Origin of the sequence: Kitasatospora sp. NPDC050543 (assembly GCF_044457565.1) — a bacterium.
In the GTDB taxonomy this organism is placed as follows: Bacteria; Actinomycetota; Actinomycetes; order Streptomycetales; family Streptomycetaceae; genus Kitasatospora.
On record NZ_JBITGZ010000066.1, the window covers coordinates 1 to 12930 of the forward strand.

A 12930-nucleotide genomic window follows, 5' to 3' on the forward strand; every position below is an offset into this window, starting at 1 on the left:
CCGCAAGCCGGCGCCCCGCCACGACGTCGGCAAGACCGTCAAACGCGAACCCACACTCCAAGCCCATCTCGCCGCACGAGGTTAAAGATCAAGCTTAGAAGCCGTTGCTCTATCGATCATGGTGAGCGCCCATTCGAGTGTGATGACTCGGTCGGGTGATTTCCCGGCGCCAGGGCATGAGGGCGTGGCATCCCGTGCGGTTCGTGGGTGTCTCCATCCGGGCGTCAGGAGGTTTGCCCGCCTGCCACAGCTCCACAGGATCTTCCGACACGCCGGGTTTGCCCTGGCCAGCCGAGTCTCCCCGATCTGGGCTCTACCGGCCGGACGCTGATGAGCGGGACCCAGTCGGAGCCCGACGAGTGCTGGCGGGGCAGCCGCGACCGATCCACCGTTCGCGGCCGCCAGGGCCGCTTGCTCGTTACTGACCCACGCTCCTAGCGGTGGACATCCTCGGGGGGCTGTACGCCTGAGGCGCCTCCCGGTTGCCGGCGCCGACTGACAGCACCCATGATGATCTTGATCGCAAGCCCGAGGACGACGAGATCAGCGATCATCTGCCCGGTGACCACAAGCCGAGCCGCCTGGCTCTTGGCCGTGATGTCGCCGAACCCGACCGTCGAGAAGATGGTGACGGCGAAGTACAGCCCGTCGGTGTGGGTCAGCGGCCCGCCGAAGTTACCGGCCGACATCGCGGCCATGACGACATAGGCGCTGGCGAACAGCAGCAGGAACAACGGAACGCTGGTGGCCAGGGCTTCGACGGCCCGCAGTCCCGGGAACGGTGACCGGATGATCGAGCGGACCTGAAACGCGACCAATCCGACGAACACCACCAGCCCGACTACCAGCATCGTGACGGCGGACCAGGTCGAGGAGCGGTCCAGGGGCAGCAGAAAGTACAAGGTCACCAGCGCGGTGCCGGATCCCACGATCCGCAGAACAGCCCGCACGATCATGCGGCGCGGGGGTCTGACCTCTCGCCGGGTGTCCGGCCCGGGGCCGGCGCTGTCAGTCATTGGTCGCGGTGTGTGTTGGAGGGCTCACCGACAGCGGCGCGCACCCAATCGTGAGCACTGCCGGGGTCGAGGGCGGCGAGAAACTCTGTGAGCGAGCCATCCCAGGTGTACTTCGCACGTTCGGCCGCTGCCGCGGCGACCATCTGCCGTGTGTCTGCGTCCTTGCAGCGAACCAGCGTGATGGCGGCATGGGGGCCGGCTGCAGCGAGGATCCTGTGGGCTTGCTGCTCGTTGGATCGGACGTGTCCTTTACGCACTTCAGCGGCGTGCGCCCCGACCTCTGCTCCTTTCAGCGTGGAGAAGAGGCCCATGAATCCGACCGTCCATGAGAGGGAGATGCGCAACAGGGCGTTCGCAAAACCGCTGGCCGTCAGCACGCGAGACTGAGTCAGTTTCAGCGAGCCGTCGGCGTTTCCTCTGATCACTACAGCAGTCGCGCCGCCCTTGCGGGCCTTTGCGCGGAAGCCTCGCCCGAGCGACGCCAGCATGTGTTCGGCGCGACGGTGGTTGTCGAAGCTGGCGATGACTACCGATTCCTGCCCGGATTGCGCGACCGGCGTGGTCTCCGACGTCATGGGGTGTCCTTCGCAGCCGAGTGACCGAGATCAAGACCTGGCGGAGGGTGCAGCCAGGCCTGCTCGATGGGCTTGCTGTCCTATTTTAGCTGTTCAGAAGCCTGCTGCTCTATCGATCATGATGGGCGCGGGTTCGAGTGTGGTGGCTCGGTCGGGTGGTGTTGGGTCCGGGCGCGCATGAAGACAGAGCCCGTGGTGCAGCTCGGGGCTGTCGAAGCCGTCGAGCCCGCCGGGAGGCCCTGATGTCGCAGTTGTACGCCCCTGTCGAGGCTGGCTCCAACTCTGCCGCTCCTGAGTGTGACTGCCTCGCGCACCGGTTCGGGAACGCCGGGGACCGGCCGCACAGGAGGCCGAGGTATCCCTCCGACATGAGGGACGGGGAGTGGGCGGTGGTCCGCGACGCGATGCCCGTGCCGCCGTGGCTGGAGGGGCGGGGCGGCCAGCCGGAGGGGTACTGCCACCGGCAGATGGTCGACGCGGTCCGGTACCTGGTCGCGGGCGGCATCACCTGGCGGGCAATGCCGCTGGACTTCCCCGCCTGGGACCGGGTCTACGCCTTCGCCCGGCGTTGGCGTGTCTCGGGACTGCTGTCCGAGCTGCACGACCGGTTGCGCGGCCTGGTCCGCGAGGACGCCGGACGGGATCCGGAGCCCACTGCGGCGATCGTCGACTCGCAGACGGTCCGCGCGTCTGCGGCCGTGCCGCGGGCCACGTCCGGGTGGGACGGCGGGAAGCGAACGCCGGGCCGCAAACGGCATGTGGTCGTCGACGCTCTCGGCCTGCTGCTGGCCGTGATCGTCACCGCCGCCAGCGTGCAGGACCGTGACGCCGCCCGGCCGCTGTTGGATCGCCTGCGCTCGCGCTTCACGAGGATCACTCATGTGTGGGCCGACGGCGGCTACGCGGGCCAGCTGGTGACCTGGGCGGCCGAGAAGCTCCAGCTGACACTGCAGATCGTCAAGCGCAGCGACGACGCCGCAGGATTCGTGGTGCTGCCGCGCCGGTGGGTGGTGGAGCGCACGTTGAGCTGGCTGGTGCGCACGCGCCGTTTGGTGCGCGACTACGAGACGCTGCCCGCCGTCCACGAGCAGATGGTGCTGTGGTCGATGACGATGCTCATGACGCGGCGGCTGGCCCGGCTGCCAGGGTGAACCTGCCCGGGGCTGGCTCGGCCAGCCAGCCCCGGCCCACCAGCCGCTTCGCCTTCACCCGCACGCCTTCAACCTGGGCCGAGACCACATCCGATCCGATTTCGGCCGTGATCTCCTGACAGCTCATCATCCCGCTCCCGCCTGCGTGGCGGTGCTCGATCAGCAAGGCCATGATGCGCTGGTAGTCCACCGCCAGTGAGCCCACCGGCAACCCGGGCCGCCATACCGGCACGACCGAACCCGCACGCGCCGCCTGCGGTGGCACGACCTCGGGCGCGGTCTCCACCGGCTCGCAGGTGGCCGACGTCTGCGGAGACTCACTGTCCACCTTCGCCGCCGGCTCCGCCCGCGGCGCGGACAGGACCTGCCCGACGCGCTGCCGGGCGACGACCCAGTCCTCCCAGTCCGTCTCAGCCTCGGCCAGCTCGGCCAAGACCCGGTCGGCTTCCTCCCGAAGCCCGTCCACACGCTCGCGCGCGGCCAGCTCCCGCTCCTCCAGCAGACCCAACACCGACGGCATCCGGCACCTCCACCGACGAGACAATCCGACGGCCCGACTCTGCCTCGCTACGAAGGACTTCATGCCTGACCTGCAGAAACTCACCGATCAGATTCGGAAAACAACGGCTTCTTAGGTCCGCAACTCCCCGGGGGAGGGGGGCGTGCGGGGATCGCGTATGCGTGACCGGAAACCACCGTCCTTCGTAGCTGGGGGGTCTGCGGTGTCCGCCCGGACAACAACCTCACGGGCCGGGCGATCCTGATGGCGCTCTGTCCCCTCCGTTCATCCTCTGTCTGTACTGCCGGTTCATCACACGGGTACTGCTCGATACTGCTGAACTGCGAACTATCTGGTACTGCTGCGGTGGCCATCGCGGGTCACTGCGTCCGGCAGCCAGCCCCGTCGCCCGTCCTGCACTTTCCCTGGCTTGGAACCCCACTGCCTGGACCTCCCAGCACGCGCGCCCGCAGCCTGGCGCCTTTGCTGAGATACCGCTCAGTGCAACTGCAGTAACTGCCAACGGTGGTGACCCCTGATCACTGCGGGCCACCGGCCCGGCCGCCGGTCCTGTCGCCGTCCTGCACCAACCTTGGCTTCAGAACCCCACAACCGTGCCGACCTGCAAACTTCCGTTCACTAACGCCCGCCAGTTCGTGTCTGGCGGGTACTGCCTGACCTCGTCTACGAGAGAAACATTAGCCACGACACTGGGCAATGTCTACTCCCGTCAACATAGATTTTCCTGCGTTTGAGGAGAAGATATTCTTCGGCCCGCGACGGGGCAGGCCACACCGCGCGGACCAGGACCACGAGCGGCACCATCAACGGACGGGAGGACCGGCGATGCAAGGGCGACAGCTCGCAACAGGAGTACGCCAACCCGCCCCACACCCCCTGGCCACGCGGGCGTCGCTGCTGGCCGCCCTCACCGAAGCCGTCCGCGACCGCGACGAGCGCGTCCTGCGCCGGCTGCTCGCCCGCTTCGCCGAACAAGCCGCCCTCACCGACCTACCCGCCCTGCGCGACGCCCTCGATCCCCGGCACCACAGCGGCTGCGCGCGACACCCCCACGAGCCGGCCCGGGACAGCTCCACCACCAGTGGCGCCACCGACCAGCGCACTCCCCACCTGCGACAAGGAGAGGCAGGACCATGAGCCCTCCTCCTCGTCACCGGAACCCAGCTCAGGCACGCCCACTGAGGACAGGCAGCAACGCGCCGCCGATGGCCCCGCGGCCGCAGGCGTCAGCCGGTCGCGCCCCTTCAACCAGCCGGGTGCAACCGCGGCTGACTGGGACCCTGCCGGCTTGGTCCGACCTCGGCTCGCCCAGGCGTGCGGAGGCTCAATCAGGGTCGTCATGGCCCGCGCCGTGAAGAACCGGCTGTCTCCCCCGCGGTCGGGCCTGCGTCTCGCTTGGCGCCAGGACCGCAACGGACCACCCGCAGCGCATGTGCCGGTGCTCACAACCCGCCGTCCTTCCAGGTTGGTGGTTCGGCCGGTGGCAGGAGGGGTCCCAGGGGCCCCAGGTCGAGGTTGAGGTCCTGCATGGTCAGCCCGTACTGGTTGCAGAGCTGGGACATGCGGTCGTGCAGGGCCATGAGTGTGGCTCCCAGGTCCTCCTCCTGCTCCTCGGTGAGGTCGCCAACTTCGACGCGGTGGAGGGCCTGGCGTTCCATGAGCTGTCGCAGAAGCTCGACGATCGTCAGGACGAGCTTCATCAGGTCCCGTTCGACCGTCTCGGGGTCGGTGGTGATCCGTCGCGGCACCTGCCGCGGGGACCGGGCCGCGGGCGCACTGTCGTGCGGGGTGGCCGGCAGAAGCTGGAAGGCACGGGCGGCGGCTTGGGCGACTTCGTCGAAGCGGTCGGAGGGACCGGGTGGGCCGGCTGTCATGGAGTCCCCGTTCGCCTGGCGGGACCGGCGCCGGCCCAGGGGGTGGGATTCTGTTCGTTGATCGACACAATGAGGGCGCGCAGCGAGATCCTGACGAGGTCGATGTCCGCGATGGACAGGACGATGTCACCGGTGAGGACCACTCCGCCGCTGAGCAGGCGGTCCAGCAGGTCGATGAGGGCGACCTGTCGCTGTGGCAGGGGCGTCCTGGTGCGGGCCGGCTCGGCGGTGGGGGTGTTCACGGTGCGTTCTCGTCCGGGTCGGGGAGGGTGGCGAAGGAGTAGGGGGCCCATGGACCGGTGACGTCGACGCGTACTCCGGTGAGGCCGTCGGTGGCGTGCGTGGCCTCTGTACGGAACGCGTCGGCGTGGGCGGTGGGTACGAGGTAGGCGTCGTTGCTGACGTTCGTCCCGGGGCCGGTGGCCAGCTCGCCTTCCTGGATGCGGTGGCGGGCCCGCTCGACGGCGTGGGTGCGGGCAGCGGCCTCGATCCGCTCGGCTGCTCGCTCGGCCGCCCGCTGGGCGTCGTCTCGTGAGTGTTGCTCCGCGCGGCGGTGGCGTAGGTAGGCACGCCCTGGGCTGAGCGGCGTGTCGGGCGAAGGTCCCGCCGGGGGCGTGGGGTCGGGCGAGACGTCGGTGTAGAGCTTGACGCCCATCTCGACGTGGTCCTCCAGGCGCTCCAGTCTGTCCAGGAACAGCGCCTGGCGCTCGTGGAGCATGGCGCGTACCCGGTCCTCGTCGCGGTAGACAGTCGCAAGGCGCAGGGGGAGAACGGTGGTGTGCGTCGCGAGGGCCTCGATCACGCCGTGGTGCGCTCGGGCGAATGCTTCGAGCCAGGCGAGGTCCTCGAGGTGCCGGCGCAGCGCTGCTTCGTGGAAGTCGTCCTCGGCGACGGGGCTGACGACTGCCACCAGAGCGGCGTCCTCGGTGGACGGCACGAGGTGGACGGGTGAGCCGGCGACGCCGGTGGCGGCGTCCAACGCGTGGACCAGGGTGGCGGCAGAGTCCCGGGCGACGGCGTAGACGTAGGTGAGCAGCCCTGCGGTCATGGCTCACCTCGGGTGGGCCGGGCGCGAGTGGTGGACCGCTTCGGGCGCGCCCGGCTCGGCGCGCCACTGTCTTCGGGCTCGTCTGCGGGCGGCAGGGCGGCGCCGGCACGCAGTACCTCGATCTGTTCGCGCAGGCGCCGGTTCTCCTCTTCGAGCGAGGGGGCCACGTGGGCGTGGGAGGAGAGCGAGGGGTCGTGTTCCCACCAGTCGATGCCCATCTCCTTGGCCTTGTCGACCGAGGCGATGAGCAGGCGCAGCTTGATGGTGAGCAGTTCGATGTCGAGGAGGTTGATCTGGATGTCGCCGGCGATGACGATGCCTTTGTCGAGGACGCGTTCCAGGATGTCGGCGAGATTGGCGGAGGAGGGCTGGTTGTAGGGCGGGGCGGATCGGGAGGGGAGGGAGCCGAGGCGGTTGGCTATGGGGTCTGTCACGGTGTGCTGCCCTCCGTTCGCTCGCTGCGGGTCACTGGGCGTTTCGTTGGGTGTGGGCTCTGATCTCGTCGAGGCGGTCGAGGAGTTCGTCCTCGCGGCGGTCGAACGTCTCCTCGTCGATCTGTCCGGCGAGGAGGGCTCTTTCCAGGTCGGCGAGTTCTCGTTCGACGGGCGCGGGGTCGTAGTACTCGTTCTCGGCGGTCTCGACGACGCGTTCCAGCACCCAGAGGGTGCCGCGCACGGGTGCCAGCGGGAAGGTGAGGATCTGGGTGAGCAGGCCCATGGGTTCGCGCCTTTCAGACGAAGCTGTAGGCGGGCAGGGGGCCGTGCAGTCGGAAGTCGAACTCCGCGCCGAGTTCGCTGATGAGGCCCTTCTCGGCAGTGAGGAACAGTTCCCGGTGGTCGTCGTCGACCAGGAAGGAGATGTTCAGGAAGTCTCCTCCGGTGGGCTCGGAGATGCGCTCCTGGCGGGCGTGGGGGCGCAGTGCCTCGGTGATGCCGGCGGCCAGGGCGTGGTGGCGGGCCAGGACTTCCTGGGCGACGAGTTCGCCGAGGGCGAGCGGCAGGTCCGGGCTGCTGTTGCCGGCTTTGATGTGGTCGTTGAGCTGTCGGGCCTCGGGCGACTCCTGCAGGATCTGTCGCAGCAGTGTGTCCTCGTCGATGGCGGCCTTGAGGTGGTACTCGGCGCAGCCTTCGAGGTCGGTCAGGCGCTGGGTGTATTCGTCGTGACGCTGTTCGAGGGCGGCGCGCACGGCGTCGTCGTCGGGGGCGGTGAGGCCGAAGCGCAGGGGCAGGACGGTGCCGTCGGCCATGAGGCGTTCCTGGACGGCCTGGTGGGCGATGAGGTCGCGGCGTTTGGGTCGTAGCTCCGGCGGCGCGTCGCTGACGGTGGCGCACAGCGGTCCGGCGCTCACGGTGCGCAGCGCGGTGGGGTCGGGTCCGACGCCGGTGAGGCCGTCGAGGTTGCGGGGGTGGGTGGCGGCGGTGATGGAGTAGACGTAGACGGTCATGTCATTCCTCCCGTCGCCTGGTGGGCCGGCGGGTGGTAGGCCGGGTGCGTTTCGGCGCGGGTTCCTTCTCCTCCTCCTGGTCCTCGTCCTCGTCCTTGTCGCGTCCCAGGTGGAGGGTGTCGGTGACGGCTTCGACGGCGCCGCTGAGTGCGCCCTTGCTCTTGCCCTTGGCTCCGCCTTCGGTGGCCTCTCCGACGATGTCGGTGAGCTGGGCCGGTGCTTTGCGCCCGGCTTCCAGGTCGAGGCGGTTGCAGGCCTCGGCGAAGCGCAGGTAGGTGTCGACGCTGGCGACGACGATCCGGATGTCGATCTTGAGGATCTCGATGCCGACCAGGGAGACCCGGATGAAGACGTCGATGACCAGGCCGCGGTCGAGGATCAGTTCGAGGATGTCGTAGAGATTGCCGGTGTTCCCGCTGCGGGAAACGCTGGCCGAGCTTTGCGGCACCACGGTCACGGTGCCTCCCTTCGCCGGCCCGCCGTCGCGGTCGAAGCGGATGCGTTCGCTCCGTCGCGGCGCGGGGTTGTCAGGTGCGGCGGTCGATCTGTCCGCGGGTGTAGCGGCGGATCCGCTCGTAGGACAGCAGTTCGCCCTCCTCATCGAGGGTCACCCGGTAGGTGCCCAGCACGCTGGTCGTCTCGGGGATGCGTTCCAGCTCCACCACCTCCACGTCGGCCTGCCAGCCTTCCTCGGTGGGCTTAAGCGCCGACACCGACTCGGGGACACGGCCGAGGAGTTCCGCCAGCTGCTCGGCGGCGTTGCGCATGGCGCGCGCCGCGGAGAGACGTCGGCGGGGACGTACGGGTGCCTCATCCTGCGAGCGGCGGGTGGCGGTGCGCCGGGGCGCCGGGTGCGCCCCGGCGGACCCGGCGGACCTACGGGGCCTCGCGCCGTCCTCCTTGCCTGCGGCCATGTTCCTTCTCCGATTCGGAGACCGCGCCCTGCTGCGCCGTGCCGGGTTCCATCCACGCGATTATGTCCTCATAGTATCCGGCGATTTGGCCATGAACAGGAGCAATTCACCCGTTCGGCATGGGTAGGCGTCGGGTGGGGGTGTGTCCAGCGGGTCACGCGGCGTCGAGTTGCGCGAGGCCATGCCGTGCGCAGAATTTCGACTCTCCGGGTGCGCTGCGGCGGTGTCTTGACCAGACTGGAGATACGGGAGCCGTAGCCGGCACAGGGCATATGGACTCGAGGTTTGGTGTGGCCCGCGCCGGGCGGTTCAGCCCTCGGATGCGGCAGTGGGCGGCCGCAACTGACGCACCGCTGTGGACGGGTGCCGCCTCCCTTCTTGTGCGCCTGACGCGCAGGAAGTGAGGCTGGGCCTGCGCCGGGCAACGGCATCATGTGGGCCCCTTCGCCGGTGCCGAGCCGATCCCTTGAGAAGGGGCCCGTGCCGGAGAGAGATGACCCCCATGAAGGACACCACCAAGGTCGCCCTGGCCGCCGCCGTCGCAGGCGGATACGTGCTCGGACGTGCGAAGAAGGGACGCCTCGCGTTCGCCGCCGCCACCTACCTGGCGGGCCGCCGGTTCGGCCTGGACCCGCGCCAGCTCGCCACCGAAGGCCTGCGCAAGCTCAGCGAGGTCCCGCAAGTCGCCGAGCTGAACGAACAGGTCCGCGGCGAGCTGATGGAGGCCGGCAAGAAGGCGGTCGTCGCGGCCGCCAACCGCCGCATCGGCGAGTTCGCCGACACCCTGCGCGAGCGCACCCTCAACGTCGGCAAACCGAAGCCGGCCGATGAGGAGGAGGAAGAGGAACAGTACGAGGACGAGTACGAACCGGAGGAAGGCGAGGAGGAACCGGAGGACTTCGAGGCTGAGGACGGCGAAGAGCCGGAGGACGACTTCGAGGCCGAGGAGGAACCGGAGGAAGAGCCGGAGGAGGAAGAGCCGGAGGAGGAGCCCGAAGCCAAGGAACAGCCGCGCCCGCCCCGGCCAGCACGCCGACGTCGCTCCACCCCCTCCTCCGACGAGCAGCCGCGGTCCTCCCGCGCTGCGACCAAGGAGTCCGCGCCCAAGGAATCCGCGCCCAAGACCCCGGCTCGCAAGCCCGCCAAGAAAGCCGCACCGTCGGCGAAGAAGACGGCCCCGGCAGCGAAGAAGGCTCCGGCCGAGACCAGTCCCCCGGCCAAGCGGTCGCCGGGTCGCTCCCCCGCCTCCAAGACGGCCGCCGCGAAGCCCGCGGGCAAGAAGGCGGCCGCACCGGCGAAGAAGACCGCACCGGCCAAGAAGGCCGCTACGGGCAGGAAGGCGGCCGCGAGCAAGAGCACCGCCGCCAAGCCGTCCACGCGCACCCGGCGGAGGTGAGCCATGGCCGCCACGGAGGAGAAGTCCGCGGACAAGTCGGGCATCGACCGACTGCGCGAGGAAGCCGTCAAATATCTCGGTGCCCAGATGGAGCACCTGGTCGAGAAGGCCGGCGACAAGGTCTCCGACCTCACCGGCCAACTCGGCGACGTCGCCGAGAGCGGCGGTGTGCTGCCCAAGGTGGGTGCCCGCATCCTGAAGGGGGACTCACCGGCCAAGGCTTTCCTCAGCGAAAAGGCCAAGGGCATCAAGGACAAGGTCGTCGACAAGGTCAAGGAGACCTTCGGCGGTGGCGGCAAGCCCGGCCGCAAGGCCGGCAAGAAGGCCATGAACATCGTCGAGACCCTGGACGTCGGTGTGCCCCTGCGGACCGCCTACGACCACTGGACCCAGTACGAGGACTTCAGCGGCTTCGCCAAGGGTGTGCAAGACGTCTCGCAGGGCGACGAGGTCACCACCGACTGGAAGGTCAAGGTCGGGCCCTCGAAGCGCAGCTTCAAGGCGACCGTCCAGGAACAGATACCGGACGAGCGCATCGTGTGGGCCTCCGAAGGAGCCAAGGGCTCCACCCGCGGGGCCGTCAGCTTCCACGAGCTCACTCCGAACCTGACCCGCATCGTCCTCGTCGTCGAGTACTACCCCAACGGTTTCTTCGAGAAGACCGGCAACATCTGGCGCGCCCAGGGCCGGCGTCTGCGCCTGGACTTCAAGAACTTCCAGCGGCATGTCTCTCTCACCAACGACGAAGCAGAGGGCTGGCGCGGAGAGATCCGCGACGGCGAAGTCGTCCGCACCCACGACGAAGCCATGGAGGAGGAAGAAGCCGCCCAGAACGAGGAGCCCGAGGAAGAGGAGTACGAAGAGAGCCAGTACGACGACGAAGGCGAAGCCGCGGACGAGTACGACGAAGACAACGGAGAGGAACCCGAGGAGGAGTACGCCGAAGACGACGAGAGCGAGTACGAGGGGGAAGACGAGGCGCCCGACGGCGAGGAGCCCGAGGAAGAGGAGTACGAGGAGGAAGAGGAGTACTACGACGACGACCGGTAGCACCGGACCATGGACCGCGGTTGCCCACCGGAGAGGCGCAGCGCCCCGCTCCGGGCGGAACCGCGAGGTGCTGGGTATCCCCCGACCGACGGGCGGTGTGTAGCCTTGCGCCTATAGGGCATTTCGTCCCCAACAGCCTATGTTGGCCTAAATACGGGCAGGAGCGGGGAGGCCGCACGCTTCGCCAAGGAGGACCGCATGAGCGCGAAGAAGAAGATCAAGCACACTGCCGGAACCGCCACGGGCAAGGCCAAGGAAGCCACCGGCAAGACCGTCGGCAATGAGAGCCTCGTTGCGAAGGGCAAGGCCCAGCAGGTCAAGGGCGACCTGGCGCAGGCGGGCCAGAAGGCCAAGGATGCGCTGAAGCACTAGGCCGTGTCTGACAAATGATCAGCGTCGCGCTGGTCTCGGGCGATGGGTAATGGCCTTGCAGTGGCGGTGGAAGCTGGCGATGCTGAGCCGGTGCCAGGGCAGCGGAAGAGAAGGCGTCAGCAGCAGGACGATGCGCGGCGGGCTGCCGCTCGCTTCGCGCCCGACGCGGGCCGTTGGGAGGTGCTCTTCGAGACCCAGGACGAGTCAGAGTGGCGTTCTCACGTCCAGAGTCTCCGAGTGGCGGACAGGCAGATCGACTGGACGACGGTGCGAGTCGACACGTTCTGTGGGCGCCTGATCCAGCCGACCACCTACCGGCTGAGCATCTTCGTGCCGACCCCCGCGCCCGATCCGGGCCAGAACTCCACCCATAATTGATCTTGTGGCTGGCAGAGGTGAGCTGACGGATGCGGCATGGGAGCGAACAGAGCCCCTGTTGCCGCAGGTGGATGGGCGTGGCCGTCCGTGGCGTGATCACCGGCAGGTGGTCAACGGCGTGCTGTGGCGGCTTCGGACCGGGGCTCCGTGGCGTGATCTCCCTGAGCGGTACGGGCCGTGGCAGACGGTCTACGAGCGGTTCGCCCGCTGGGAGGCGGACGGCACGTGGGCGAGGCTGCTGGAGCACGTCCAGGTCCGCGACGACGCGGTGGGCCGGGTGGAATGGACGGTCTCGGTCGACTCCACGGTCAACCGCGCTCACCAGCACGCGGCCGGCGCCCGCAAAAGGGGGACGCAGACGGGGACGAACTGGAAGATCCGGGCAGCTCGCAGGCGCGCCAGGCCCTCGGCCGGTCCCGAGGCGGGCTGACCACCAAGGTCCATCTCGTCGTCGACGGCCTGGGCCTGCCGCTGTCGATCGTGCTCACGCCCGGCAACGTCAACGACGCCACCGCGTTCGTCCAGGTCCTCGACGGGATCCGCATCCCTCGCGCCACCACGGGCCGGCCGCGCACGACACCGGATCGTGTGCTGGGCGACAAGGCCTATTCCAGCAGGGCGATCCGCCACCTGCTGCGGCGCCGGGGCATCGTGGCCACGATCCCCGAGCGCCGCGACCAGGTCGCCAACCGCCGACGGCGCGGAACCCTCGGCGGTCGGCCACCCGCCTTCGACCGGACCGCCTACCGCGACCGCAACGTGGTCGAACGATGCTTCGCCCGCCTGAAGCAGTTCCGCGCCATCGCCACCCGATTCGACAAGCTCGCCACCCGCTACCGCGCCGGACTCGTCCTGGCCTCCCTGATCCTCTGGCTCCGCGAACCGGCCAGATGATCATTTGTCAGACACGGCCTAGCACCTGATACCCGCCCCAGCGGCACAGACCGCCACCACAGGGGCGGCTCTGGCAACCTCGGCACGGCGAGGCACCAGCCCATCACGATTGCGCTCTCCAGCCAAGGGCAGCCCCGCCGCAGCGCAGTAGCCGCTCGATCGCACACACCTAAGTGGACGTTAAGTCCTGTTTCTCTCGGTTGGTGATCACTCGTACGTGTGAACGTCGGCCGTACTGGCGTGCCAGTCGGGGTTCGGGTGATGTTCTGCGGCGCATGGACAGACGGGCGTATCCGAG

The 12930-nt window shown here is 68.8% G+C and carries 18 protein-coding genes; 7 read left to right on the forward strand and 11 right to left on the reverse strand.

The window, feature by feature from the left end; translation table 11 throughout:
- Positions 1 to 434: 434 nt before the first annotated feature.
- Both ACIBH3_RS35215 and ACIBH3_RS35220 read right to left on the reverse strand, forming a co-directional pair.
- The gene (locus ACIBH3_RS35215) at positions 435 to 1016 is read right to left on the reverse strand and encodes a potassium channel family protein (protein ID WP_396316202.1); all 582 of its coding nucleotides are present in this window, start codon (positions 1014 to 1016) and stop codon (positions 435 to 437) included.
- Positions 1013 to 1591: a hypothetical protein gene (locus tag ACIBH3_RS35220; protein ID WP_396316203.1), complete on the reverse strand. Its 579-nt coding sequence runs from the start codon at positions 1589 to 1591 to the stop codon at positions 1013 to 1015. The genes ACIBH3_RS35215 and ACIBH3_RS35220 overlap by 4 nt, the downstream gene beginning before the upstream one ends.
- Positions 1592 to 1959: 368 nt before the next feature.
- On the opposite strand from ACIBH3_RS35220, the gene ACIBH3_RS35225 reads away from it, so the two are divergent.
- Complete coding sequence (locus ACIBH3_RS35225) at positions 1960 to 2742, forward strand: IS5 family transposase (protein ID WP_396316204.1); 783 nt, start codon at positions 1960 to 1962, stop codon at positions 2740 to 2742.
- On the opposite strand, the gene ACIBH3_RS35230 is transcribed toward ACIBH3_RS35225, so the two are convergent.
- The gene (locus ACIBH3_RS35230) at positions 2708 to 3262 is read right to left on the reverse strand and encodes a hypothetical protein (RefSeq protein WP_396316205.1); all 555 of its coding nucleotides are present in this window, start codon (positions 3260 to 3262) and stop codon (positions 2708 to 2710) included. The genes ACIBH3_RS35225 and ACIBH3_RS35230 overlap by 35 nt on opposite strands.
- Positions 3263 to 4087: 825 nt before the next feature.
- On the opposite strand from ACIBH3_RS35230, the gene ACIBH3_RS35235 reads away from it, so the two are divergent.
- A complete protein-coding gene (locus ACIBH3_RS35235) occupies positions 4088 to 4399 on the forward strand; it encodes a hypothetical protein (protein WP_396316206.1) in 312 nt (103 codons plus the stop codon).
- A gap of 305 nt (positions 4400 to 4704) precedes the next feature.
- Here ACIBH3_RS35235 and ACIBH3_RS35240 read toward each other — a convergent pair whose 3' ends face one another.
- The 8 genes from ACIBH3_RS35240 to ACIBH3_RS35275 all read right to left on the reverse strand — a co-directional run bounded on the left by ACIBH3_RS35240 (position 4705) and on the right by ACIBH3_RS35275 (position 8542).
- On the reverse strand, positions 4705 to 5136 hold the full coding sequence (locus tag ACIBH3_RS35240; RefSeq protein ID WP_396316207.1) for a gas vesicle protein K: 432 nt from the start codon (positions 5134 to 5136) through the stop codon (positions 4705 to 4707).
- Entirely contained in the window at positions 5133 to 5378 is a 246-nt protein-coding gene (locus ACIBH3_RS35245; protein ID WP_396316208.1) for a gas vesicle protein, read from the reverse strand. Before ACIBH3_RS35245 ends, ACIBH3_RS35240 begins: the two co-directional genes overlap by 4 nt.
- Positions 5375 to 6184, reverse strand: a complete 810-nt coding sequence (locus ACIBH3_RS35250) for a GvpL/GvpF family gas vesicle protein (RefSeq protein ID WP_396316209.1) — start codon at positions 6182 to 6184, stop codon at positions 5375 to 5377. Before ACIBH3_RS35250 ends, ACIBH3_RS35245 begins: the two co-directional genes overlap by 4 nt.
- Positions 6181 to 6618 (reverse strand): gas vesicle protein, encoded by a 438-nt coding sequence (locus ACIBH3_RS35255; protein ID WP_396316210.1) that lies wholly within the window; start codon positions 6616 to 6618, stop codon positions 6181 to 6183. Before ACIBH3_RS35255 ends, ACIBH3_RS35250 begins: the two co-directional genes overlap by 4 nt.
- 31 nt (positions 6619 to 6649) lie before the next feature.
- On the reverse strand, positions 6650 to 6901 hold the full coding sequence (locus tag ACIBH3_RS35260; RefSeq protein WP_396316211.1) for a gas vesicle protein GvpG: 252 nt from the start codon (positions 6899 to 6901) through the stop codon (positions 6650 to 6652).
- Between the two features lie 13 nt (positions 6902 to 6914).
- Positions 6915 to 7628, reverse strand: a complete 714-nt coding sequence (locus tag ACIBH3_RS35265) for a GvpL/GvpF family gas vesicle protein (RefSeq protein WP_396316212.1) — start codon at positions 7626 to 7628, stop codon at positions 6915 to 6917.
- A 1-nt stretch (position 7629) separates the two neighbouring features.
- On the reverse strand, positions 7630 to 8085 hold the full coding sequence (locus tag ACIBH3_RS35270; protein ID WP_396316213.1) for a gas vesicle structural protein GvpA: 456 nt from the start codon (positions 8083 to 8085) through the stop codon (positions 7630 to 7632).
- A 70-nt stretch (positions 8086 to 8155) separates the two neighbouring features.
- The gene (locus ACIBH3_RS35275) at positions 8156 to 8542 is read right to left on the reverse strand and encodes a gas vesicle protein (protein WP_396316214.1); all 387 of its coding nucleotides are present in this window, start codon (positions 8540 to 8542) and stop codon (positions 8156 to 8158) included.
- A 502-nt stretch (positions 8543 to 9044) separates the two neighbouring features.
- On the opposite strand from ACIBH3_RS35275, the gene ACIBH3_RS35280 reads away from it, so the two are divergent.
- From ACIBH3_RS35280 to ACIBH3_RS35300, 5 genes are all read left to right on the forward strand, one after another.
- Entirely contained in the window at positions 9045 to 9938 is an 894-nt protein-coding gene (locus ACIBH3_RS35280) for a histone protein (protein WP_396316215.1), read from the forward strand.
- Between the two features lie 3 nt (positions 9939 to 9941).
- Positions 9942 to 10988, forward strand: a complete 1047-nt coding sequence (locus tag ACIBH3_RS35285; RefSeq protein WP_396316216.1) for an SRPBCC family protein — start codon at positions 9942 to 9944, stop codon at positions 10986 to 10988.
- 198 nt (positions 10989 to 11186) lie between these two features.
- Entirely contained in the window at positions 11187 to 11360 is a 174-nt protein-coding gene (locus tag ACIBH3_RS35290) for a CsbD family protein (RefSeq protein ID WP_396316217.1), read from the forward strand.
- A gap of 237 nt (positions 11361 to 11597) precedes the next feature.
- On the forward strand, positions 11598 to 11738 hold the full coding sequence (locus ACIBH3_RS35295; RefSeq protein ID WP_396316218.1) for a hypothetical protein: 141 nt from the start codon (positions 11598 to 11600) through the stop codon (positions 11736 to 11738).
- Between the two features lie 4 nt (positions 11739 to 11742).
- Positions 11743 to 12632, forward strand: a protein-coding gene (locus ACIBH3_RS35300) for an IS5 family transposase (protein ID WP_396316219.1) whose coding sequence is annotated in 2 segments (ribosomal slippage) — positions 11743 to 12097 and positions 12097 to 12632 — 891 coding nt in all. Because the reading frame shifts where the segments join, the coding sequence is not laid out codon by codon here.
- Positions 12633 to 12930 lie beyond the last annotated feature (298 nt).